This window comes from Helicobacter bilis, from assembly GCF_001999985.1.
Classification (GTDB): domain Bacteria; phylum Campylobacterota; class Campylobacteria; order Campylobacterales; family Helicobacteraceae; genus Helicobacter_A; species Helicobacter_A rappini.
Window position 1 is genome coordinate 1796409 of the sequence record NZ_CP019645.1, and the last position, 24147, is coordinate 1820555.

Consider the following 24147-nt stretch of genomic DNA (forward strand, 5'->3'; position numbering starts at 1 on the left):
TACATCATTTATCGCATATTAAGTCGCTATATATCCCCATCTACATTACATCCAAACATACTATCAAACCCTATGCCACCATCTGTTATCATCATCAAATAGCGTGAAAATAGCTCATTTAAGCGCATTTTTAAGAATCCTAGCCTTGCATTACTTGCTTCAATGCTATATATCGTGCCACCGCCATTTATGTCATAAATATGTGCGTGGTGTGCCTTTGTGTATGCTTCATAGCTATCGCGGAGCTTAAGCCACGCTCTTTGCTCTTCTAGCAGTGTGTCTTGCCCATTTTTTATACTTTGGATATTGGGCTCGTGAGAGAAAGCCCCTGTTGGTGTGGTTTTGTTTTGCTTTTTTACTTCAGCGCGGTAGAGTTTGTAGTATTTGTTTAAAAGCTTGTCATACTCATCATAGCCATAATTAAGTGAAGCTAGAATGCCTTGTGTTGAGCCTAGCACTTCGCCTAAGTTTTGCACCCAACAATCAATTTGCGTTGTTTCAAAGAGATAGATTTGCTCTTGCTTATTTTTAGGATTGAAGTCAAAATTAGCCCTATCGCATTGCTTTTTGATATACTCTTGCTTGTCTTTGCTTACATTGTATTCCTTAAACAACTTTTGCAAACTCTCACTATCAGCAAACGCCATAAACGCCATAAACGCCAAAGGCATTAGAATCTTAGCCTTTGTGCTAACCTTAAATAATCTTATAAAAACGCCCATAAATCACCGCCTTTGCTTTGTTTGTTAAATGCAAAGATTCTAGCACATAGAATAAAATAAGATTCTAAGATTATATACCACTTGACTTTTTCCATACTATATGCCCATTGATATTATGCTTTTCATAAATGCTTAAAACCTCTTCTAAAAATGCCACAAGCTCACTCTCACCAGAATCTTTTGCAGATTCTAACATTTGGATAAACATCTTTTTGCCCGTTTCAGTTTGCTTTAGATTTTTCTTTAAAAAATTATGTCTACTACATAGAGTTTGCCCATTTTCTAAAACCGCTTTTCCACCTAAATCCTTTGGTTTTATATGGTCTATATGAAGCTCAACTCCTTCTTTTTTACCCATTCCACATATCACACATTTATAATTATCTCGCTCTAAAATTTGCTTTTTTAAAGCTTGACTAAAATCCTCTAAATCTTGCCTTAAATTGATAGAATCTGGGTCATAGTGATAAACTCCCTTTGCAATCTTTTGCAAATAGCCTTTTTGGTGCAAACTTCTAATACCTCTATCTGGGTCTCTAAAAACTTTCCCTGTGCGTTTTTGCCATTCTTTAACAACCCAATCCACCACTTCAGGGTGTTTAATATCTCGTTTTGGATTTGCCTTAAAAAATTCCATTATTAAATCAAGTTGAGAGCCATTATTTTTCATCAAAAATTCCCCTTTCTTTTTGGATTGTTTCTAAAAATCGTTTTTTGCTTAGTTCGCAATATTCCCTATCTAGTTCAATGCCTATAAACTGCCGATTGTTAAGATAAGATTCTATCATTGTTGTGCCACTGCCACAAAATGGATCAAACACCACATCACCTACATAAGAAAATAGCTTAATGCACCGCTTCGGCAACTCTCTAGGAAAAGGGGCTGGGTGTCCTATGCGTTTTTTAGACTCCCCGTTAAAGCTCCATAATCCATTCGTCCAAGCCATAAACTCTTCCTTGCTTATATCACTCTCTCCTTTATACTTTTTCTTCCAAGCCCCTTTATAAAGCACAAGTATAAGCTCCACAGGTGCGATAACATAAGGAGCAGATGCACTAAGCCAACTCCCCCAAGCTGTGCGGCGTGAGATATTACCCTCATTCCAAATAATCGTGCTATGATATTTCCAGCCAATTTGCTTTGCTAAAGTGGTTAAATCCGCCCCCACGCTTTGACTTCCGCCTTTATTTTTATCAAGTGGGATATTAAGACAGAATCTTGCCCCATCTTTTGCCCAAAAATAGCAATTTTCTATCCATTTTTGAGAGAATTCTAAATAGCTTTCATAAGAGTTAGAATCTTCATTGGAGTTGTATTCAATACCTACATTATAAGGTGGGGAAGTGATGATTAAATCAAGCGAGTTTTCTTGCAAAATCGTTTTATCAAGGCAAGTATGATTGAATAATGTTGTGTTTTTGTAGCTAAAAGATGTATTGTGTAATGGTATTGTCATTGTTGAAGCCCTATTAGGTATTTAAAAATTATTGTTTTAATAATAGTATTGAAGTGTTTTATTTGATAAAAGTCCATATCAAGCACGGAGCAAATATCCCTTTGCAAGTCTTTTTCTTGTGTGAAGTCCATAAATCTTTCCTAGCAATGTGGCAATTTTGTAAAACTACCATTGTAGCAGGTTTATAGAATCTTTTTGCTACTCACTATCCTGCTACACAAGATTCTTACTCAAATACCTGCTTAAATCATCGGCAAAGAGCGTTACAATGAATTTGTTTTCTACTTCTTGGGCGAGTTTTAAACACGCTTGCAAACACGCCCCTGATGAGATTCCAGCCAAGATTCCCTCCTCTCTAGCTAAGATCTTTAGCCCTTGATACGCTTCTTCATCGCTAATTTTTTGCACCAAATCTATAAGGCTTGTATCCATAGTCTTTGGGATAAAGTTATTGCCAATGCCCTCAATATTCGCACAGCTCTCTTGTCCTCCGCCAATGACTGAACCAATAGGATCACATAGCACAGCTTTGATTCGGCAATCCTGCTCTTTTAGGTATTTTGCTATCCCACTGAAAGAGCCGCCACTCCCAGCACCTGCCACAAAGTAATCAAAAATTGGCTTTTGCTTTTGTGCGTTGTCTTTTGCGTAATACGGGTTTGACTTTGTCTGCACGCGGTTAAAATCGTGGATTCTACGCTCACAAACTGCGTCATTTATGTTTAATAAACTCCTTGTTTGTTCGCTTGGTGCAGACGAAGTCAAACCCGTATTACGCAAAAACCACGATTTTTCCTCGCAAATACTGCCGCACGGATTGCCACTTGACTTCTCTAGACTAGTTTCGCAAGTTTCTATATTCCCCCCAAAATCTCGTATATTAGAATCCCGCACCCCCTGCATATCCGCATAAATCTCTTTTGCAGTAGTAAGATAATGTGCTTCAGGATTAAGCGGATTTTCAAACTGATGTAGGCTAAAAGAATGCGGAGTAGAATCTAGCAGTTCTTTAGCTTTATCAATCGCACCTTGTATGCCTAGCTCTTTTGGCGTGTTAATCACTTCTGCCCCTAAAGCTCGCATTAGAATCTGCTTTTCAATGGAAAATTTATCCGGCACGACTAAAATCGCCTTGATATTAAAATGCAAACATACAAAGGCAATGCCTAGCCCCGTGTTTCCTGCGGTTGCTTCTATCACCACAGAATCTTTATGTAGCTTACCCTGCTTTTTTGCCTTTTGCAAAATATGCAAGGCTACGCGATCTTTCACGCCACCAGCGGGGTTGTAGGATTCAAGTTTAGCAAAAATGCGATTATTATTTGGAATGGCTATGCGTGAAAGCTCCACAAGTGGCGTATTACCGATAAGTTCAAGGCTTGAGTGAAAAAACATTTATATCCTTTAATTTTTAGATTATAAAATATAGTAAATAAGACTTTTAATTGTATGGTAAATGTTATTATAACTTTTTTTTACTTCTAATTTTTGTTATTTTTTATAAACGAGATAAAAATTAAGGGAAAAGGGTAGAATCCGTAATTTAAAATCATAGACACAAAGGATTCTTTAATATTTGCTTTTGTTTGTGAGATTTTACCAAAAGTAGCTTGTTTGTTTTGGAACACAAAAGTTATTTCCAGTATTTTTTTACCCTTAGAAGTAAAACTTGCTGCAGAATCCATGAGACATATATCAAAATTCTGTAATGTTGGTGTTGTTTTATGTTTTTAGATTTAAACACATGGATATGTGTCACACGACCACATCTAGCGGTATCAGCTCATATCCATTGATTATTCAATAAACTTTTTTCATAATCTATCAGCAAGATTTATCAAGCAGAGTTTTCAACTACTTTGATTTAGCACGCTTTTTAATAAAATCTTTCTTATATCTCTCCCAGTATTGTTTGGAATCCTTTTTTATGAGTTTTGCTACCTGCTTTTTACATGTTGGCATATCAACAAGCACAAAGTAAGGTCTGCCTACAAAAAAGCCCATATTTAAGCCAGTCATAAAGCAATATATAGAATCTTCTTTTGGTGTAAAAGAAAATGTATGCGGACTTTCAGTCTTTGCATAAAGCGTGATAGAATCCTTTGTATCCATATCAACATAATATGCAAAACCCGGTGTTGAAAAAAATGCAAACTCATAATCCTTTAAAAACGGCTTATTGACATTAAACTTACCATGATGTGTGCTGATATTGTAGCGTATCAATGAGCCTTGAAAGGCACTTTCCCTATAAAAATAAAGCCTTGTTTTACCTTTTGGCAGATTTGAAAAAGTTGTATCTGTATCACTCGCCTTGAAGCTATAATCTTTTTTAGGATCATATTTGGGCCGCTACATACACGCACTAAAGAATAAAACACTTAAAAACAATATGCAATGCAAAATCTTTGTTATCATACTGCCCCCTTAAAAGCCCATATTAAAGCGATAGTTTAAACCAAGTGTAAGCATGATGTGATCAAATTCGGATGTAGATTCTCTTCCTGCGGTTAAGTTAAGCCACCTAAACGAGCCTTTTACAAAGATTCCAATAGCATTATTTTTATTGAGAATCCATTCACTAGAACTCATAATTGCAACACCTTGATAACTTGCAGTTAAAGAGCCAAGCGTAGAGGGCAAACTCATATCGTAACCGAGCCCTACACGCCACACTGCGCCGCCCGATACTTGTGAGAAATAAAGTGCTGGAGTAAAAAAGTTTCTACTTGCCTTCATGCTATATGGGGTATTTAGAATATACAAAGTGTCATCAATTTTTATATAATCCCCTATACCATTGCTAGCATTATACTCATATTCAAGTGCGACTTCTACACCCATACCATTACTTGCCCTCCATGCATAATAGGCTGATACACTGGGGACAAAATGATAATAATATTTTGTATGACAGGTATATGTGGTTGGATCGCAATACACTTGCGTAGAATAGCCTACACCAACTTTAACATAAACGCCAAACGAGTTTTTACTATATTCTTGTTCTATTTCGCTTGTGTCATCACTTTGGGGGGGGGGGGTAACATTTGCATTTGCGATACTTGCAACAACGCATGACAACATTAAGCTTTTAGCAACAAACTTTAAATTATGAAGTGCTTTCATATAAATCCTTTTAAATAAAATGTAAATGAAAGTTTAACAAGTTTTAAAAAAAGGCAAGTTTATCTATGATGTCTATCGTATTTACATGATTGTGTGATTGCCACTTTTTGTTGTCTAACATTACTCATAATAATATTTTTGTGGAATTGCTTAGTATGAGAAACTTGTTGCTAGTATTTTGTGTTTAGGGTTAAAAAGCTGTGTGTCGGTAGGGATTGTGTTATCATTGCATTGTGTTTGTGTGTGCTTTGTAAGATTCTAGTAGTTGTTTGCGTGATTGCAAACAATCTAGCAAGGATTATAAGGGAAGTATTTTACTTGACACTCATACAAATGAAATCTTAATCACACTCACAAGGCATGACAAGCATTCTAGATTCTCTACCTTTATGGGTGAGTGCAAGGCTTGGGAAGCAAAATAGTGGGAAACTAGAATCTAATACTTGTTATATTGAGCGTAGCGAAATCTCTAAGCATAGAATCCAAGTAAAGAATAAACCCTATACTTAGATTCAGATAAAGATTTTTACCTTTTCCGTAATGTTTAATATGATAAGGTTCTAGAATCTACAAGCCCTAAATCTAAGCAAAAAAGAGAGAATCTGGTTTCCAACAAAACAACATGAACGAAAACTTCAAGGGAATATCTTGCGGTGATTTGTAGAATTTTTTAGGAATTACCCTAAACTTGCACCTAGATCTAATAAAAATACACCACAAGCCCTACACTCTCTCAAGTGGTTAAAAATCTAGATTTATATCACCTGCAACAAAGCAAACATTATCAAAATCATATAAATAACATCTTAATAGATGAGTTTTAGCTTGCAAGAATAAAGTTATGGGTACAAAAGGGCAAGACACTTCAAAAAATATATAAAATAAAAAGAAATATTGAAAATAGGAAAGTTATATAAAGAAATTACAAGAAATAATGGGTAACCCCCCCCCCCTTTTTTTGTAAATAAGAACATACAAAATCTAGATCTGGTAATAATGACAGCAATATAAAATTGCCTATACCCAAAGTATCCTGCTTGATAGATCCTACAGCAACCTAGAATCTATAATCAAGTGTGAAAAACGCATGGCTTCTATCATCTGTTTGCGTTTTAGATAAAGCTTGACTTCCATTAAGTTGAGCACCCGGATTATATCCAGCCTTTGTAGTATCTCTAAACCACTCTAGTTTTAATCCCACTGCTAAACCATTTTTGAAAGCATGATTTACAGACAGGGCAATGCTCTCTTCATCACTTCTAGGGCTTCTTGTGATTCTGCCAAGCAAATCCCATGAGAGTGTGCCATACTCTAAGTCATAATGACCACCACCAGAGAGATACCCAGTCCTTGCATTTCTGTTGATTGTATCACTAATGCTTGCACCTATGTCATATACACTCGCAGTCCAAAAGTCTAGCCCCATTGGATTCCCATAGGTCCCAAAGTGTGAGTTTGCACTACCAAAGTTTTCATAATAGCCTATACGCACATTATAGTTATAGATATTACCTTGTGCGATTAGGTTGAGATTCCCACTCCATTCATCAACATATTCATTGTATCTCTTGCCTGCTCCAGTGAAAGCTTTATGCACATGAAGTCCAAAACCTTGAGCTGTAACCTTAAACCCAAGTCCATTACCAAACTGATATTCATACACCGCTTTTAAGCCCGGTGCTTCATAAAGTCCGGGATAAAAGTAAAGGAATGGGCGAACAAGCAAAGTATCACCATAAGCAAAGCCATTATCTGTATCAGAAATCCCACCATGCGTAACATCAACACCAACTGAGTGGATACCATAACTCGCTTTTCCATCGGTTGTTTTTACCGCATAGTAGTCTAAGAACCATTGCGAGTAAGCAAATGCACGACCAAATGAGCTAAACCACCATACTTTCACTTCATTTGCAGGTTTAGATTCTGTATCGCCATAATCAGTATGCCAATCAAAGTTAAAACCTTGTGTATAGCCACTAAAATAATCCATGCCAGATTCATATCTACCAAGCTTTAGGTTAAAAGAGTTCGCCTGTAAATCAACATAGGCATTATGCACGAAAATTTGGCGATTGTTGGTATAAGATGTAGTTTCATTGCCAAGATAACCACCCCATGAACCTATATATTGGTTGTTTAATCCACTACCGCCACTTAAACCTGAGTTGCCAGTAATTTGACCGCCATCATACTTCGTAGTATCCCAAGCAAGCCCAGCCGCCGCTGCACCAATACCTACTTCAAACTTTGAGAAATAATCATTTTCATACACTGCATTAATATCAAACTTACCATTAACCTCACCAAACACACTTGTAAAGCTTTCAGTTGGATAAAAGTTGTTTGTAGTATTAACCTTGCCACCATTAAAACCAGCTTTAGTAAAAGTCCCTACATTTCCAGTGAGTGTAAAGAATTTACTATCCTCATTAGCACATCTCTCATAGCCAAAAAGATTCCCTTCAGTCTCATCACCACAATCTGCCATCGCAAAAGAGCTACCAACAAGCAGGGCAATGCTTGTGTATTTTGTCAAATTTCTCAAGTTTCCTATCATACATTTCCTTTCAGTTTCGTTTTAGGTTCAATATTATTGCATAAAAAATAAATAATTTTCCAAAAAAATGGCTTATATGGGGATTTTTTGTAGTTTGTAAAAAATATTTTAAATCTTTTTCTTTCAAAATGTGTAAAATATACACATTTTTTACCGCACAACATGCCTTTATCGCTTGTAATTGCTTTATATATGTCAATGCAATATATTAAAAATTGTGTTAAAATTACACTTTTTGAGATTTTAAAATATAAGGTTAATTGTATGGGACTTAAAGATTCTAAGAAAGTAAAACGCATATTAGCAAAATGTAGAAAAACATTTTTTCCACTCAATATACATTTATTTTTGTCGCTTTATCCAAAAATAATGCTGAATAAGAAAGAGTTAAGACAATTTAAGCTCATGTCTAATAATTTGGAGGAAACCTACAAGAATGTCTTGCTAGATTCTCCATTCTTTTTTGCAAAAACACTAAAAGCCCATATCGCATGGTTAAATTCATCTGAGTTTAAAAGTAAATATGGAGAGAATCCGTATATTACCCCCCCCCCCCATAAGTGATTGCAATCCTAAAACGCAATATTTTCCACTCTTAAATCCCACACTTTTTGACTACGAAAAAACCCAATCTAGCATAGCTTATCACTACAATATGCCCTTACCGCGTTATTACAATTTTATCTATATGGCAACTTATGGTGCGGGCTATCAGGCTATGAAGAAATTTTTTGAATATTGCGGCGTTTGCGTAGCAGAGCTATGGACGGGTAATATAGAACCACAGCTTGAATACGAACATTTTTATAATACGCTTGTGAATAATCGCGAAAAATACTGCATTATCTATCTTAGCGGTAGAAATCTCTATGGGAGAGAAAAGCTATTTTCCTTAATAGATTCTCATGTCCCTTTGCTTATCATTGCTCGAGATCCCATATCGATTTATCGACCTATAGTCAATCACTTAGGCGAGAGAGAATATCAATATGAATGTACTTTAAAAACAGATTATAGAATATTTCTTGATAGCATTAGATACTGGATTAATCCCACAGCCCCAAGCCTTGATGCGTTAGAAAGCGAAGAATCTTGCGATGAAAATGGTGTAACAGCCTTGTCGATACAACGCAGAGCAAAAGCACTAAAACATGTAAGCAAGATACAATATATCGCATTTAATGAGATTTTGGAAACACAAGCCTTTGCGACTTTTCAAAAGCTTGCAAAAGAATATGGTTTTACACCACCAAAAGAGAGGGATATATTTGAAGCAAAAGTAAATGGCGGTATGCTTTTGGGTTTATTGCCGCGTGTTTTAATAGTTAGAGAATGTGATATGCCTTTTATGTTTAGAGGGCAAGAAAATGAGAATCTTGCCATAAAAGATTCTAAAGATTCTTATATGGATAATGAGGTGGAATACAGAATTATTATTACTACACCACAGATTCAAAGCCTTGATAATTATGTAGATATAAGCAAAAATCTTAATATTGCTATTCCGTTTCAAAACTTATATTTACTTATGACTAAAGATTCATTTGCAAAATTGCAAACAAAACAAGAATTATTTAAGGCTACAAGGGAATATTTACAAGGTTTCCTAAAAGAGTTGGAAAATCGCGCAAACATAGAAAATAACAAGCGGCTCGATGAAAATGATATATTAGAAAGATTTAGACAAGATTCAATACTAGCTATGAAATATAAAAAAATCTTTGACAAAGAATTAGCACATATCAAGGAAAACCGACCTGATATTGTAGCAAGTTGGGACTACTACCAAGGATTTGAAAGGATATGCGAAAATATAGAATCACATATATAATGCGTAATGATAGATATAAACCCTAAGAAGTGGTTGCTACATAGCCCTATATCTTCTTGTGCGATCGTTTCATTATTTTTTGCAACATAGCATTGTTTTAAAGGTTTTTGTAACGATAATTCCAACATAAGTTTATATATCGTTTTCAAGATCCATACAACTCCGACAATTATCAAACCAACTTACAACACCTCAATATCCGCAGCGATAGCCCCGCTTCGTTTCATAGTTTCTAAGATAGACACAATGCTTTGTGGGCTTGCTCCAAGTCGCTGCAATGCCCTTACTACACTTGCAACAGTTGGTGTTTGCCCGTTGCTACTTAGTGTGTTTGTCTGTGGGTCAAGTGTCATAGAATCTACTTTTGTGCTTTTATCATTTGTATCAAATTCATTTGTAATCTTTAGTGTTAAATCCCCATGAGTAAGCACGATAGGCTGCACGCTGATACCTAAGCCAGATACGATTGTGCCAGACTTTTCATCTATTACTATTTTCTCTCTAGCAGAGTAGGGGATATCTACCTCTTGGACTAAGGCTAGAAACTCAATCATGCTTAAATTATTTGGCTTATTAATCTTAATCGTTCTAGAATCTAGGGCAGTAGCGGAGTTATCCCCAAAGACTTCATTAATCTTATTTTGCACTTTTATAGCGTTCTGAAAGTCTGATTTTTTAAGGCTTAGAGTCGTGCTTGACTGATTTGCAAGATTATATATCACTTCCTTTTCAATCGTTGCCCCGCCATTAATAGTCCCACTCACAAGGCTATCACCCTTACCCACACTAATAGCACCTTGGGCTACCGCATAAATCTGCCCATCAACCGCATTTAGCGGTGTCATCACAAGTGTGCCACCTTGCAAGGACTTTGCATCCCCAATGCTAGAAATCTTTATATCGATTCTATCGCCCTGTCTTGCAAATGGTGGCAGGGAAGCGGTTACCATGACTGCCGCGACATTTTTAGACTTAATATCATCGGCAGTAACCTTTACATTCATCGTCTCTAGCATGTTTGCCATAGATTGTGCGGTAAATTTTGACCCGCCCTTATCGCCTGTGCCATTTAGCCCGATAACAATACCATAGCCCATAAGCTGGTTATCCCTCACACCAGCGATATTTGTGAGATCGCCAATCTTTTCAGCCTGCAGCGCCGCAACAAAACATAATGCTAAGATAAGACTTCTAATCATATAAATCCTTTTAATGTAAAAATCCTTTTGTCATTGTAGCACAAACCTATCCACAATAAACACACTCAAAGCAAAAGCAATACCATAGCCAATAACATTTTACATTAAGCGTATTTTTTGTAAATAAAGCACACATAAAAATAATGTATAATGCAAAGCAAAATACCCAAAAATCAAGGAATACATATATGGATATACGAGCAAAATATATAGAGTTTTTTAAAAGCAAAGGGCATAAGGTTTATGATTCTATGCCTTTAGTGCCAGATGATGCGAGTTTGCTTTTTACCAATGCAGGAATGGTGCAGTTTAAGGATATTTTCACAGGTAAGATTCCAATCCCAAGTCCAAATATCGCCACAAGCTCACAGCTTTGTATCCGTGCGGGTGGGAAGCATAACGACTTAGAGAATGTCGGCTACACAGCACGACATCACACGCTTTTTGAAATGCTAGGAAATTTTAGCTTTGGGGCGTATTTTAAAAAAGAGGCGATTGCGTATGCGTGGGAGTTTGTAACAGAAATTTTAGGCTTTGATAAGTCGGTGCTGTATGTAACGATACACGAAAGCGATGATGAAGCTTATGAGCTGTGGTGCGAGCATATAGAATCTAGCCGCATTAAGAGAATGGGCGATAAGGATAACTTCTGGCAAATGGGTGATACAGGACCTTGCGGACCTTGCAGTGAGATATATGTGGATCAAGGAGCAGAGTTTTTTCATAGTGAAGAAGATTATTTTGGCGGTGAGGGGGATAGGTTTTTAGAGATATGGAATCTTGTGTTTATGCAGTATGAAAGAAGTGCTGATGGGACTTTGACACCATTGCCTAAGCCTAGCATTGATACAGGTATGGGGCTAGAGCGAGTGATAGCGTTGAAAGAGGGTGAGATAAATAATTTTGATTCTAGTCTTTTTGCACCCATAATGCAGTGTATTAAGGAGCTTACAGGTAAGAGCTATTACCGCGATAGTGTGTTGCTTAAAAACACGATGGGCTTTGCAAAAGATATAATAGATTCTTGTAAGAAAGACATTGCAAGCTTCCGCGTCATCGCTGATCACGCGCGTGCTGTCGCTTTTCTACTCGCACAAGGGGTGAATTTTGACAAAGAGGGCAGGGGCTATGTTTTGCGTAGAATCTTACGCAGAGCAGTTAGGCACGGCTATTTGCTGGGCTTAAGAAAAGCGTTTTTATATGAAGTCGTAGGGGTAGTGTGTGATTCTATGGGCGGACATTATAGCTATTTGATAGAGCGTAAAAACGCCCTGCAAGAGCAATGCAGGGCAGAAGAAGAGCGGTTTTTTGAGACGATAGAATCGGGAATGGCGTTGTTTCAAACCGAGCTAGATTCTATGCGGCAAAAGAATGAAAAAAGTTTTAATGGTGAAATAGCCTTTAAACTCTACGACACTTACGGCTTTCCGCTTGATTTAACACAAGATATGTTGCGTGAGCTTGGCTTGGGCGTGGATATGCAGGGCTTTGAAAAATGTATGCAGGAGCAAAAAGATAGAAGCAAAGCACACTGGAAAGGAAGCGGCGATAGTGTAAAAGATGGCGATTTTAATGCACTTTTAAGTGAGTATGGAAAGAATGAGTTTGTAGGCTATGAGCGTATGAGTGTGGAATCTAAGATTCTAGCCCTTTTGGATTCTAACTTTAAAAGAGTGGAATCTTTACAGGCAGGGCAAGAGGGCTGGGTGATGTTGGAATCTACGCCGTTCTACCCAGAGTCAGGCGGACCGATTGGGGATAAGGGAGTTTTACTTGAAAGCAATTCGTCTTTGGGTATGCAATGCGACAAGGTTGAGAATTTTGTGAAAGGCACGACCGACAAGGTCGCTAACCTTCCCCAAAATTCTCAAAACTTGCACAGCCACACCGCAAATACTAGAATTGTGGATTCTGCAAGCCTAAAATGCCAAGAGTCAAACAAAGTAGCTCACAAAGTGGATTCTAGTAGTCCGCAAAACATAATCGCTAAAGTTTTAGATACGCAAAAATATTTTGGGCTAAATCTCTCCAAAGTCGTTGCCACAAGTATGCTAAAAGTGGGGGATTTGGTAAAAGCACAAGTGGATTCTAGTCGCTTTGAAATCGCTAAACACCACTCCGCCACGCATTTACTGCATTACGCCCTAAGGCAGATTCTAGGCAGCCATATCGCTCAAGCTGGAAGCCTTGTAGAATCTAATCGCCTGCGTTTTGACTTCTCTCACCCAAAGGCGTTAAGCGTCAATGAGTTAGAACAAATAGAAGCCCTAGTGAATGAAAAAATCACAGAATCTTCCCCGCAAGTGTGCGAGACTATGGGGATAGAACAAGCCAAGGCAAAGGGGGCTATGGCACTCTTTGGCGAGAAGTATGGGGAGAGTGTGCGTGTGATAACCCTTGGGGATTCTATTGAGCTATGCGGGGGGATTCATATCCACAATACCGCAGAGATTGGGAGCTTTTATATCGTGCGTGAAAGTAGCGTGAGTAGCGGGGTTAGGCGTATTGAAGCGGTGTGTGGCAAAGCGGCTTATAATTATGGCAAGGCAGCATTAGAATCTATAAAAAGCCTAAAAGAGCAGCTAAAAGCCCAAGATGTCCTGCAAGGTGTGGCAAAGCTGCAAAACGCTTTAAAAGAGGCAAGAGAGAGTGCGAACAAGGCAAAGCAGAGTGTCAAAAGCCTAGATTATGAAGAAATAAATGGCGTGAAATTCATCGTGTTGAAACTAGATTCAGTGGAGGCAAAAGAGGCAAAGGACATCATAGATAGGGCGAAAAATGAGAATGAAAAAGTAGCGATTTTGCTTGTAACAGAATCTGGTGGCAAAGTCTCTCTAACCGCTGGAGTAAAGGGCGTATCTAGCCTTAAAGCTGGAGCGTGGGTAAAGCAAGTCGCACAAATCTTAGGCGGCAATGGTGGGGGCAGAGATGACTTTGCCACCGCTGGAGGTAAGATTACAGAATCTAGCAAAGTCCAAGAAGCTCTAGATCTAGCAAAACAAATCGCAAGAGAGAAGCTGGGCTAAAGACAAAAAAAGGAAGCAAGGGAGAAATCGGAATATGACTAGAAAAGAGATAGGATTACAGCAAAAATTATTCTATTAAATCGTATAAAGGAGAGTAATGGCAAGTATAGAAGAACGCATAGAAGATAGGACAAAGCAGCAGTTAGGAGAGTTTGGCATATCCTACTATACAAAGACAGAATCTATCAATAGCGATATAGATTCTGCTCTTGCTAAATACCCTAGCAAAAGTGGTGGTAGTGGGAAAAATTACCCAGATATTAAGCTTTTTCTTACCACAGAGACACGGCGAAAAATCCCCGTGATGATAGAAGTCAAAGGCACAAAAGGTAGATTAGAAAAGCTTAAAAATGGAGAAATAGAAAATATCAACAATAAGGGCGAACCACATTATGATAATATTAATAAATATGCTCTTAACGGTGCAGTGCATTACGCAAATGCGATTTTAGATTATACACATAGCTATGATGAAGTTATCGCACTTGGTATTAATGGCTATGAAGATGCCAGTGAGCTAAAAACTCAATATGCTTTTTATTATCTTAATCGTAAAAATCTCTCCGTCCCTAAGAAAATTGGCGATTTTAGCGATTTAAGTTGCTTTTCTAAAGAGCATTTAGAGAGTTTTATTACAAAGCTAGATTCTCTATCACTAGATGAAAAAGAGCGTGAAAATGCGATAGAAAACTTAGAAAGCGATATAGAATCTAAGCTCAACGCACTCAATCAATTCTTACACGATGAGCTTTTAAATATCAATCCAAACACAAGAGTCGCCTTGCTTGTAGGTATGATTATGGCAGCACAAGGCGTAAAAGGCAAAATCGCACCCCTAAAAGTAGAAGAGCTAAAATGTGAGCAAGGGGCTAACTCAAATGATGGGCAGATTTTCCTAAATAAAATCAAAGATTTTTTATGCGAGAAAAATCTCCCACAAGAAAAAGTCGCTATGGTTATTAATGATTTAGAATCTGCCTTTATCCACTCCAAGCTTCATACACCAAGCTCCTATACAAAGAACTTGCTCCATACAAGTGATGAAAGCCCTTTAAAAAAGACTTATCAAATCGTGCTTGATAATATCCTCCCCCTTGTGAAAAAGCTTCAAACTGCCGACATCGCAGGTAGGCTTTTTAATTCCATTACAAAATGGCTTGAAGTCCCTGATAATGAAAAAAATGATGTAGTGCTAACCCCTCGCTATGTAGTAGATATGATGGTCTCTCTTACAGGGGTGAATAAAGATTCTTTTGTGTGGGATTATGCCACTGGTTCTGGGGCATTTCTCATCTCGGCTATGAATGCGATGATAAAAGACGCACAAAATCTGCAAAGCCCAAAAGAAATAGAAGCTAAAATCGCTCACATCAAAGCCTATCAACTTTTAGGGATAGAAAAGCGAAGTGATATTTACTTGCTTGGTATCTTAAATATGATTTTGCTTGATGATGGCTCGGCGAATCTCTTGCATAAAGATAGCTTGAAAGACTTTAATGGAAGCTATGAGCAAGGCGATAAAAAGGGGCAGAGTTTCCCCGCCGATGTATTTTTGCTAAATCCCCCCTATTCTGCAAGTGGCAAGGGCTTTATCTTTGTGGAAAGGGCGTTAAGGAAAATGAGCAAAGGCAGGGCGTGTGTGATTATCCAAGAAAATGCAGGCAGTGGTAATGGACTTCCCTACACTGCCGATATTTTAAAGCATAGCACCCTACTAGCAAGCATTAAAATGCCAAGTGATTTGTTTGCAGGGAAAAGCAGTGTGCAAACAGCCATTTATGTTTTTGAGGTGGGTAAGGCTCATAATGTGAAGCAAATGGTAAAATTTATTGATTTCTCTAGCGATGGCTACACAAGAGCCGCACGCAAAAAGGCAAAAGCAAGCACAAATTTGAAAGACACAGATAACGCTAAAGCGAGATATGAAGAGCTTATCAATGTTGTGCTATATGGGAGCGGCTATCTTCACTACTATAAAGATTTTTATATAGAAGACACGATAAATTTAGAGGGCAGAGACTGGACTTACTCTCAACACAAAAAGATAGACACAACGCCAACTTTGCAGGACTTTAAAAAATGCGTGAGTGAGTATCTAGCGTGGGAAGTAAGCAATGTGCTGAAAAATCAAAATTCTACACAAGGTGGGCTGGAGGGAAACGCCCTTAGCCCTCGTTTGAGAGAGCTTGAAAAAGACTTCAAGCAAAACGGGGGCGAGTGGAGAGAGTTTAAGCTTGGAGGGTTGTTTGAAGTAAGTTCAAGCAAAAAGATTTTTCACGCTAATCAAATTACAATTTATAATGATGAGATTCCAAATTCTTACCCTTATGTTGTTCGTTCTACGCGTAATAATGGCGTTAGGGGCTACCTTTGTGAAAATAGGAAATATCTTAACCCCGCAAATACTTTATCTTTTGCACAAGATACTTTTAGTGTGTTTTACCAAGAAAAACCCTATTTTACAGGCAATAAAGTAAAAGTTTTAACCCCAAAATTTAAGCCTTTTACTAAAATCCACGCTTTATTTTTCGCTTCAATTTATCAAAAAGTTTTAGAAACTTTCACTTGGGGTGTGGGTTCAACCGAAGATGATATTAAGGATATTGTTATCTCTCTGCCCGTTTTGCCCACCGCTTGTCATACTGAGCCTTTAGGCGAAGTATCTAGCAATACAGAATCTAGATTTTTCGCTAACGCTCAAAGCAAAGCTTCTTTAGAAAATGACAAAATAAACATAGAATCTAACAACTACCAAATAGCCTTTGACTATATGGAATCTTATATTAAAGAACTCGAGGCGGAGCGACTCGAGGAACTCGAGGCGTATCTTAAGGTTACAGGCTTAAATGATTATACTTTAAGCCAAAAAGAAAAAGACGCACTAAAAGCTTTTGAGAATCTAAGCGCACTAAACGAGAGAGAGAGAGAGAGAGAGTAAGCGGCATTTCACACGAAATGCCGCTTAAAGCCTTACAAGATTCTACGCTTACAGATTCTAGAGAGTGGCAGAGCTTTGCTAACACTGCCCTAAGCACCCTAGCGCAAAAAGAGCTAGAATCTAGCAGTGCGAAAGATGACATAGAGTGGAAAAGCTTTAAAATCGGCGAGTTGTTTGAAAATATACAGCAAGGCGCAAGACTTAAAAAGGAAGACCATATTCAAGGCGATTTACCTTTTGTAATGGCTGGGATTACAAATAATGGCATTTGTGGCTTTATCGGCAATGATAATGCAAGAAAATTCAAGGCTAACGCTATTACAATAGATATATTAGGCAATGTTTTTTATAGAGATTATGATTTTGGGGCTAGTGATGATGTGGGGGTGTTTTGGAATGAACACAAACTTTTTAACAAAGAGATTATGTTATTTATTTGTGCGAGCATTCAAAAAAGCTTAATGGGTAGATTTGATTTTGGTAACAAGCTTAGAGCATCAAGGGCTTTTGACTTGCCTTGTTTGTTACCTATTTTAGATTCTAACAATATTGATTTTAACTTTATGGAATCCTTCATCAAAGCCATTGAAAAACAGCACATTGAGACACTTTATAGATTCTGGGAGAGTAAGCTAAAAGCCTATAATGCCGTGATTAACGGGGGGGGGGGGGTAAGCTTTACCCTTAGTGAGTATGAAGAGTTTTGCAAGGGACTTAAAGCACAAGATTCTCAATTTAAGCCTTATTATTCTAAATCTTTCTTGCTTGAAACTGACTTTTCTCCCTGTCATACTGAGCCTTTGGGCGAAGTATCTAAAGCGGAATCTAACAAAGATATTTCGCTAACAAAGTTAGCTCAATATGACAAAAATCACAACATAGAGTGGAAAAGCTTTAAATGCGAAAAACTTTTTAGCGTAAAATCTAATCCGCAGTTAAATAAAGATAGTTTTAGTTTTAGTGAAAATGCCCCATATCCTTACTTTACCCGCACTTGTTTAAATAATGGCATAGCAGGTTATGTGGAGTATTTAGACGAGGAGCATAAAATCAAGGGAGAAAGCATAGCCGTAGGTATGCTTGGAATGCAGTTTTTCTATATGCAAAAGGACTTTTATGCAGGGCAATTTACCAAAACTTTATATCCAAAATTTAGTGGGTTAAATACTACAATCGCACAATTTTTCATCACTTGGCTAAATAAAAATCAAAAGATTTTTCAAGGTGTTTTGGTGCGAGATTTTGAAAAGACTTTCAACGAAACAGAGATTTTACTGCCTGTTTTGGATTCTAACAATATTGATTTTGACTTTATAGAATCCTTCATCAAAGCCCTCCAAAAAGAGTGCATAAAAAGCGTGGTGTTGTGGCAAGAAAGGGAGAGAGAAGCTTACAAAAAGGTGGTAAAATAAGACTGCAAAACACACAAAACTAAATAAAGTCAATAAGGAAAGATTCAACTAAATGAATACAATCTTTTATAAATCTAGTCAAAATATGTGTGAAGTGAGTGATTGCAGTGTGGATTTGATTATTACTTCACCGCCGTATTTTAATATCAAAGATTATGCGAAAAATGGCTACCAAGATTTGATACATTCTCATTCTAAAAAGGGTGATTTAGGTGCTATTGGCGAGTATAAAATCTATATACAAGAGCTTTTAAAAGTATGGCGTGAATGTGAGCGGGTGCTAAAGCCAAGTGGCAAGCTGTGTATCAATGTGCCTTTAATGCCGATGTTTAAAAGGGATTTGAGAACGCATTATAATCGCCATATTTTTGACTTACAAAGCGATATACAACATAGCATTTTAGAATCTACTTCTCTCTTTTTACTTGATTTATATATATGGAATCGCACCAATACCACTAAAAAATTGATGTTTGGCAGTTATCCTTAGCGTAAATATTCTAAGACCTTGGAAAGTTTGCTTACACTCAACATTTAAATGGGCTAGATTCCAAAAGTCTAAATCACAATATAGTTTTAGTCTTGCTTTAAAAACTACATATCCTATATTTTTGCTTATAATTCTAGAATCTAAATCTCTAGGATTTCTTCATGTTTCATGGCACAACTTACAATAGACTTTCTACCTTAATAGATTCTAAATTTCATTTTTTGCAACCCAAACCCTGCACGCACCCAAATGAGACAAATTTCAAAAACTCCACTATCAAAAATCATACACTACGCAAAATGGATACAGAATCTAATCGTAAAAAAAAGTTATTTAAACTTCCAAAGATTCCTAAAAATTCTAGCTTTTTTATTATTCTTGCAATCCTTGCAGAAAGCTTTATCATCTATGCTAGTGTGCTTGTAAAGCTTACAGATATGTCGCCTATAAACTTAGGATTCTATCGCATAGTCTTGGCGTTGCCCGTTTTCTGGCTTATGGCAAATGCACGACAAAATGTGTTTAAAATCCCATTCAAAGATATTGCTTTTATGATGCTTGCTGGAATCTTTTTTGCCTTTGATTTATTGTTTTTTAATATCGCATTGCGGCATACAAGCGTGGCAAATGTGAATCTTTTTGGCTCTCTTGCGTGTTTCATTCTCATTCCTATTGGCATTTTCTTCTTCAAGGAAAAGTTTAGAAAAAGCCTTTTAATCGGGGCAATTGTGGCATTTTGTGGCATTGTTGTCTTGGTTGGCGGCAAGGGCGAGTTAAGTGTGGCAACGCCCTTTGGGGACTTTATGGCATTTTTAAGTGTGCTATGTTATAGCTCATTTTTAGCTGTGATTTACTCACTAAGAAAACGATATGGGACTTTGGAGATTATGTTTTTTGCCTGCATTGGCTCAAGTCTTACACTTTTAGTCCTTGCCTTAATTTTTGAGGGCTTTGAAGTCCCAAAAGACATGAAAGACTTTGGTATAATCGCCCTTATTTCTTTATGCGGACAGGTGATTGGACAAGGATTTTTTAACTATATTATGGGTAAAGTCAATACGCAAACTTCATCTCTTGTGCTACTTTTTTCTCCCATAATTGCGGCGTTAATGGGCTTTTTTATACTTGGTGAGAAACTTGGTATATTTGAAATATGCGGGATTTGCATTATACTTATTGGTGCGTATTTTGCAAAGAAGGAAAGTTATTAGGGTTTAGATAAGGCATTATTATAATTTAGCTTCCAACCACACAAATATTAAGCAAAGTATATTATAATATAGCTTCATTTTAATTTTTCAGGAGATAATATGTTTGAATTAAGAAAATTACCCTATGAGACTAATGCGTTTGGAGACTTCCTTACCCCTACGACTTTTGAATATCACTATGGTAAGCATCATCAAACTTATGTAACAAATCTAAATAACCTTATCAAAGGTGGTGAGTTTGAAAATGCGGAATTGTATGATATTATCAAAAAGTCAAATGGTGGTCTTTTTAATAATGCCGCTCAAGTATATAACCATGACTTCTACTGGGATTGCATCTCACCAAGTAAAACAGATATAAGTGCTGATTTGAGTGCAGCGATTAATGCAGAGTTTGGTTCGCTTGAAGGCTTTAAAGAGAAGTTTATACAAGCTGCGACAACTCTATTTGGTGCTGGTTGGTGCTGGCTTGTGTATAACTTGACTACAAAAAAGTTAGAAATCGTGCAAACAAGCAATGCAGCAACACCTATCACAGATAATAAAGTGCCTTTGCTTGTGGTTGATGTGTGGGAACATGCTTACTATATTGATCATAAAAACGCGCGTCCTGCGTATTTGGAGAAGTTTTTCTCACACATCCACTGGGCGTTTGTGTCAAGTGCGTATGAATGGGCAAAAAAGAATGGTGTAGAATCTATTAAATTCTATATTAATGGCATTCATAAAAAATAACTTGCAATGTTAAGCACATAGACATTAAATAGAGATTTTATAATCTCTATAAATCCAACAGCCAAGCTTTTGAAAGCTTGGCTAACATATTCCGCAAAGATTCTCAATCTTTTTGCATTGAGATTTCAAATATACTTAATCTAGTTTTTATGATTCTATATTTCCAACGCCTATTTGATAATACTTAAAGCCCTTAGATTCTAAGCCACAATGCTGGTAAATATTTCGCCCATCAAAGATAACAGGCTCTTTTAACAGCTTTGCTATTTCGCCAAAATCAGGGCTTCTAAACTCCCGCCATTCAGTCAGCAGCACTAACGCTGCACAGCCCTGCAACGCACTATATTTACTCTCCATAAATGTAATAGAAGATAATTTATCTTTGAGATAGAATCTCGCTTGTTCGTATGCCTTTGGGTCATAGGCTTGTATCCTCGCTCCACGCTTAGTTAGCTCATCTATTAACACCAAAGAGCTTGCCTCACGCATATCATCAGTCTCTGGCTTAAAGCTAAGCCCCCATACACAAAAGCTAAGCCCTTGTAAGTTCTCCCCAAAATGCCTAACAATCTTTTCTACCAACAGCATTTTTTGCTTTTCATTGACTTCTTGCACCGCCTGCAAAATCTTTGCCGTGTAGCCCACATCTTTTGCACTTTTTTCCAATGCTCTTACATCTTTAGGGAAGCAGCTCCCCCCATACCCACAGCCCGGATAAATAAAGCTATATCCTATGCGTGAGTCGCTGCCTATGCCCTGTCGCACATCATTGATATTTGCCCCCACACGCTCACAGATTTGACTCATCTCATTAATAAAACTAATCTTTGTAGCAAGCATCGCATTTGCCGCATATTTTGTCATCTCCGCAGATTCTATCCCCATAGCAATGAGCCTATCACTTTTCAATAAAAATGGCGCATACAAGGCTTTCATCACTTCTAATGCCCTTGTAGAATCTGTGCCGATAACCACTCTATCTGGACTCATAAAGTCTTTAATCGCAACGCCTTCTTTGAGAAATTCAGGATTACTTACGACATCAAAGGCGATGGGTTGCATTTCAGTTGAGTGATGAATGTTAGATTCTAAAAAATCATCGTTGTTTTCATTATTTTCTTTTCGCAAAAAGGAATTTTGTTCTGCTTCTTTTTTTTGAGCTAAGGGGGAGGGGCTTGAATTAGGCGAGGTCGCTCTCTCCCCCTTAGCAATCCCCCACCCCGACAACGCCTCTAAAGTGGGCGTTTCACTTTGTGAATCGCTACTATGATTACCCAAAGACGAATTGCCTTGACAAGCTGAATGCCTCCCCCTTTTAATTAACACAGATTCTATGATTCTTCTCACCTCTCTAGCCGTTCCCACCGGCACCGTGCTTTTATCCACCACCACGACATATTCTCGCTCTATATGACTGCCAATGTCTTGTGCCACAGCTTTAACAAAACTTAAATCCGCACTGCCATCTTCACCCATCGGTGTGCCAACAGCGATAAAAATCACTTCCGCATTTGAGATAGCTTCCTTTTTATCCGTGCTAAAACGCAAAGTTTTAAGCCTAGCATTCTCACGCACCATTTCTTCTAAGCCCGGCTCATAGATAGGGATTTTGCCTTGCTTTAAAGATTCTATCTTTTTAGAATCTACATCAAGGCAAATCACTTCATTTCCCATTTGGGCAAAACACGCCCCAGCCACAAGCCCTACATACCCACTACCAATAATCGTAACCTGCATTTGTATCCTTTATATGCTATCAACTCGATATATTTTAATAAAAGCTAAATTATAACAAACCTTATACAATATCCTTTAGCAAATACATTTAGATTCCAAACAATACGGCTAAAACTAAGTCTAATATCTATCTCATCTCTTTCACCGCATTATTATGCTAAAATTATCACTATATTTTAGCATAAGGGGCGTAATGCAGCAGGTATTGCTTGATACTTCAATTATCCTTGATAACACACAGAATCTCATTGATTTACACAACAAAAATATGGAACTTTTTATTACAGATATTGTTTTAGAAGAGCTTGATAGGAAAAAGGATCAGCAAAGTGAGAGTGGCTATTTTGCGCGTGAGTTTTTCCGCCGCATTCACAATGTTTCAAAAGAGAGTATGACAAGTATCACACCACAGCTTTCAACAGACTATATTACTTGTATTGTATTTCAGGCACAAGATATTTGTGTGCCACTTTTTGTGATTACACGCACGATATATCGCACGGCACATAGCGATTATGGCTTTAATGATGCGCGCCTTAGAGAGATTGCAAAGGATTATAGGCTATTGTTGCTTACAAATGACATTGCTTTGCGTGTGCGATCCATGATAGAAAATATAGAATCTTCCTCACTTAATCAAGCCGCAATCGCTAGTCCAAAAGAAATCAGCTTTATCCATAAAATAGAGTTATTGCGAGATGGTAGCGATACAGAAGAGTTTAGTCAAAGCGATACTTTTAAAAAGTTGAGTAATTGGCATATTTTTGAAATCAATGAGATGGATATGACTGATAGTATGCGGTATGAAACGGGGAGAAAGCACTTTGGCATTAAGCAAAATGACACACTTGAAATACTTGATTTAGATTCTATTATTGCCACACAAAAGCCCTATATATTGCCGCTAAATGTCGAGCAAAAACTCGCCTATGCGATCCTTTTACATGCGAATAATTATGTAAGCATTATCACAGGTAGCACAGGGAGTGGCAAGACTTTAACAGCACTTCAAGCGGGTATTGCACTGCAAAAAATGGGCGTTGTCGATGGCATCGTGTATTTGCGAAACACCATCACAGCAAATGATAAGGAAGCAGAGCTTGGTTTTAGAAAAGGTGATGAAGACCAGAAGCTACATTATTTTATGTATCCCTTATTTAGTAGCATAAACTTCATTATCGAGCGTTTAAAGGAGCATTCCCTTGCAAAGCGTATCGAATATAAAGGTGAGAGTAAAGGCTTTGATAAAGAGCATGCAACGCAATATTTTCTTGATAAACACCGCATTGAAGTTATGGATATAGCACATGCTAGAGGTATCACGCTACATAATAAATTTGTGATTTTCGATGAGGTGCAAAATGCTTCTGATGCGACCATTAAGCTTATAGGCACGCGTATGGGAGAGAAAAGTCGCATTGTATTTCTTGGTGATTACAATCAGATCGATCACCCCTATCTTAGCCGCTTGCGTAATGGGGCTTTAAGTCTATTATTAAAAGCACAAAAAGATGATTTTATATTTGGCTTACAATTAAAGCATACTATACGAAGTGAAATCGCTAGCTGGTTTGATTCTAATTTTTAGTTGCTTAGTGTAATGTGAGCAAAACTCTTAATCTCTTGATTAAGGCTATCTGGAGCTACAATATCATACTTTAAAATTTAAACTCGCATAAGCTTTCTAAGACACAAAATTC

The 24147-nt window shown here is 37.4% G+C and carries 18 protein-coding genes and 1 pseudogene; 10 read left to right on the forward strand and 9 right to left on the reverse strand.

Annotated elements, in window-relative coordinates:
* Window positions 1–26 precede the first annotated feature (26 nt).
* The 6 genes from XJ32_RS08230 to XJ32_RS08255 form a co-directional block, all read right to left on the reverse strand.
* Entirely contained in the window at window positions 27–722 is a 696-nt protein-coding gene (locus XJ32_RS08230; protein ID WP_077388980.1) for a lysozyme inhibitor LprI family protein, read from the reverse strand.
* 70 nt (window positions 723–792) lie between these two features.
* Entirely contained in the window at window positions 793–1392 is a 600-nt protein-coding gene (locus XJ32_RS08235; protein WP_077388981.1) for an HNH endonuclease, read from the reverse strand.
* The gene (locus XJ32_RS08240) at window positions 1382–2179 is read right to left on the reverse strand and encodes a DNA-methyltransferase (protein ID WP_077388982.1); all 798 of its coding nucleotides are present in this window, start codon (window positions 2177–2179) and stop codon (window positions 1382–1384) included. Before XJ32_RS08240 ends, XJ32_RS08235 begins: the two co-directional genes overlap by 11 nt.
* Window positions 2180–2392: 213 nt before the next feature.
* The gene (locus tag XJ32_RS08245) at window positions 2393–3574 is read right to left on the reverse strand and encodes a PLP-dependent cysteine synthase family protein (RefSeq protein WP_077388983.1); all 1182 of its coding nucleotides are present in this window, start codon (window positions 3572–3574) and stop codon (window positions 2393–2395) included.
* 459 nt (window positions 3575–4033) lie between these two features.
* Window positions 4034–4405, reverse strand: coding sequence for a hypothetical protein (locus XJ32_RS08250; RefSeq protein WP_077388984.1), 372 nt, complete (start codon window positions 4403–4405; stop codon window positions 4034–4036).
* 201 nt (window positions 4406–4606) lie between these two features.
* Window positions 4607–5308 (reverse strand): hypothetical protein, encoded by a 702-nt coding sequence (locus XJ32_RS08255; protein ID WP_077388985.1) that lies wholly within the window; start codon window positions 5306–5308, stop codon window positions 4607–4609.
* A 269-nt stretch (window positions 5309–5577) separates the two neighbouring features.
* Between XJ32_RS08255 and XJ32_RS11970 the strand changes: the two genes are divergently transcribed.
* Window positions 5578–5730 carry a hypothetical protein gene (locus XJ32_RS11970; RefSeq protein WP_155761493.1) on the forward strand — a complete coding sequence of 51 codons (153 nt, stop codon included), beginning with the start codon at window positions 5578–5580 and terminating at the stop codon, window positions 5728–5730.
* 635 nt (window positions 5731–6365) lie between these two features.
* Here the strand turns inward: XJ32_RS11970 and XJ32_RS08260 are convergent.
* Window positions 6366–7868 (reverse strand): outer membrane family protein, encoded by a 1503-nt coding sequence (locus XJ32_RS08260; protein ID WP_254422323.1) that lies wholly within the window; start codon window positions 7866–7868, stop codon window positions 6366–6368.
* A gap of 264 nt (window positions 7869–8132) precedes the next feature.
* On the opposite strand from XJ32_RS08260, the gene XJ32_RS11975 reads away from it, so the two are divergent.
* Both XJ32_RS11975 and XJ32_RS08270 read left to right on the forward strand, forming a co-directional pair.
* Entirely contained in the window at window positions 8133–8432 is a 300-nt protein-coding gene (locus XJ32_RS11975) for a hypothetical protein (protein WP_155761494.1), read from the forward strand.
* Window positions 8392–9699: a DUF2972 domain-containing protein gene (locus XJ32_RS08270; protein ID WP_254422324.1), complete on the forward strand. Its 1308-nt coding sequence runs from the start codon at window positions 8392–8394 to the stop codon at window positions 9697–9699. Before XJ32_RS11975 ends, XJ32_RS08270 begins: the two co-directional genes overlap by 41 nt.
* Window positions 9700–9881: 182 nt before the next feature.
* On the opposite strand, the gene XJ32_RS08275 is transcribed toward XJ32_RS08270, so the two are convergent.
* Window positions 9882–10895, reverse strand: a complete 1014-nt coding sequence (locus tag XJ32_RS08275) for a flagellar basal body P-ring protein FlgI (RefSeq protein ID WP_372446116.1) — start codon at window positions 10893–10895, stop codon at window positions 9882–9884.
* Window positions 10896–11086: 191 nt separating this feature from the next.
* On the opposite strand from XJ32_RS08275, the gene alaS reads away from it, so the two are divergent.
* From alaS to XJ32_RS08305, 6 genes and pseudogenes are all read left to right on the forward strand, one after another.
* Window positions 11087–13924, forward strand: coding sequence for an alanine--tRNA ligase (gene alaS / locus XJ32_RS08280; RefSeq protein ID WP_077388987.1), 2838 nt, complete (start codon window positions 11087–11089; stop codon window positions 13922–13924).
* A 97-nt stretch (window positions 13925–14021) separates the two neighbouring features.
* Window positions 14022–16862, forward strand: a complete 2841-nt coding sequence (locus tag XJ32_RS08285) for an N-6 DNA methylase (RefSeq protein WP_254422325.1) — start codon at window positions 14022–14024, stop codon at window positions 16860–16862.
* Window positions 16863–16879: 17 nt separating this feature from the next.
* Complete coding sequence (locus XJ32_RS12920; RefSeq protein WP_077388988.1) at window positions 16880–18274, forward strand: restriction endonuclease subunit S; 1395 nt, start codon at window positions 16880–16882, stop codon at window positions 18272–18274.
* Between the two features lie 52 nt (window positions 18275–18326).
* Window positions 18327–18761 (forward strand): annotated as a pseudogene (locus tag XJ32_RS08295) (DNA methyltransferase); the annotation flags it as partial.
* Window positions 18762–18925: 164 nt separating this feature from the next.
* The gene (locus XJ32_RS08300; protein WP_077388989.1) at window positions 18926–19975 is read left to right on the forward strand and encodes a DMT family transporter; all 1050 of its coding nucleotides are present in this window, start codon (window positions 18926–18928) and stop codon (window positions 19973–19975) included.
* A 99-nt stretch (window positions 19976–20074) separates the two neighbouring features.
* On the forward strand, window positions 20075–20710 hold the full coding sequence (locus tag XJ32_RS08305; RefSeq protein ID WP_077388990.1) for a superoxide dismutase: 636 nt from the start codon (window positions 20075–20077) through the stop codon (window positions 20708–20710).
* Window positions 20711–20857: 147 nt separating this feature from the next.
* Here the strand turns inward: XJ32_RS08305 and XJ32_RS08310 are convergent, their stop codons facing one another.
* Window positions 20858–22447 carry a UDP-glucose dehydrogenase family protein gene (locus XJ32_RS08310; protein ID WP_077388991.1) on the reverse strand — a complete coding sequence of 530 codons (1590 nt, stop codon included), beginning with the start codon at window positions 22445–22447 and terminating at the stop codon, window positions 20858–20860.
* Between the two features lie 193 nt (window positions 22448–22640).
* On the opposite strand from XJ32_RS08310, the gene XJ32_RS08315 reads away from it, so the two are divergent.
* On the forward strand, window positions 22641–24035 hold the full coding sequence (locus XJ32_RS08315) for a PhoH family protein (protein WP_155761495.1): 1395 nt from the start codon (window positions 22641–22643) through the stop codon (window positions 24033–24035).
* The last annotated feature ends 112 nt before the right edge of the window (window positions 24036–24147 follow it).

What these genes read in the sequence shown, in the direction of transcription:
- XJ32_RS08310 (WP_077388991.1), bottom strand. Translation starts at nt 22,447, where the DNA reads ATGCAGGTTACGATTATTGGTAGTGGGTATGTAGGGCTTGTGGCTGGG.
- XJ32_RS11975 (WP_155761494.1), top strand. Translation starts at nt 8,133, where the DNA reads ATGGGACTTAAAGATTCTAAGAAAGTAAAACGCATATTAGCAAAATGT.
- XJ32_RS08285 (WP_254422325.1), top strand. Translation starts at nt 14,022, where the DNA reads ATGGCAAGTATAGAAGAACGCATAGAAGATAGGACAAAGCAGCAGTTA.
- XJ32_RS08235 (WP_077388981.1), bottom strand. Translation starts at nt 1,392, where the DNA reads ATGAAAAATAATGGCTCTCAACTTGATTTAATAATGGAATTTTTTAAG.
- XJ32_RS08230 (WP_077388980.1), bottom strand. Translation starts at nt 722, where the DNA reads ATGGGCGTTTTTATAAGATTATTTAAGGTTAGCACAAAGGCTAAGATT.
- XJ32_RS08270 (WP_254422324.1), top strand. Translation starts at nt 8,392, where the DNA reads ATGGAGAGAATCCGTATATTACCCCCCCCCCCCATAAGTGATTGCAAT.
- XJ32_RS08305 (WP_077388990.1), top strand. Translation starts at nt 20,075, where the DNA reads ATGTTTGAATTAAGAAAATTACCCTATGAGACTAATGCGTTTGGAGAC.
- alaS (WP_077388987.1), top strand. Translation starts at nt 11,087, where the DNA reads ATGGATATACGAGCAAAATATATAGAGTTTTTTAAAAGCAAAGGGCAT.
- XJ32_RS12920 (WP_077388988.1), top strand. Translation starts at nt 16,880, where the DNA reads ATGCCGCTTAAAGCCTTACAAGATTCTACGCTTACAGATTCTAGAGAG.
- XJ32_RS08315 (WP_155761495.1), top strand. Translation starts at nt 22,641, where the DNA reads ATGCAGCAGGTATTGCTTGATACTTCAATTATCCTTGATAACACACAG.
- XJ32_RS08255 (WP_077388985.1), bottom strand. Translation starts at nt 5,308, where the DNA reads ATGAAAGCACTTCATAATTTAAAGTTTGTTGCTAAAAGCTTAATGTTG.
- XJ32_RS08245 (WP_077388983.1), bottom strand. Translation starts at nt 3,574, where the DNA reads ATGTTTTTTCACTCAAGCCTTGAACTTATCGGTAATACGCCACTTGTG.
- XJ32_RS08300 (WP_077388989.1), top strand. Translation starts at nt 18,926, where the DNA reads ATGTTTCATGGCACAACTTACAATAGACTTTCTACCTTAATAGATTCT.
- XJ32_RS08260 (WP_254422323.1), bottom strand. Translation starts at nt 7,868, where the DNA reads ATGATAGGAAACTTGAGAAATTTGACAAAATACACAAGCATTGCCCTG.
- XJ32_RS08240 (WP_077388982.1), bottom strand. Translation starts at nt 2,179, where the DNA reads ATGACAATACCATTACACAATACATCTTTTAGCTACAAAAACACAACA.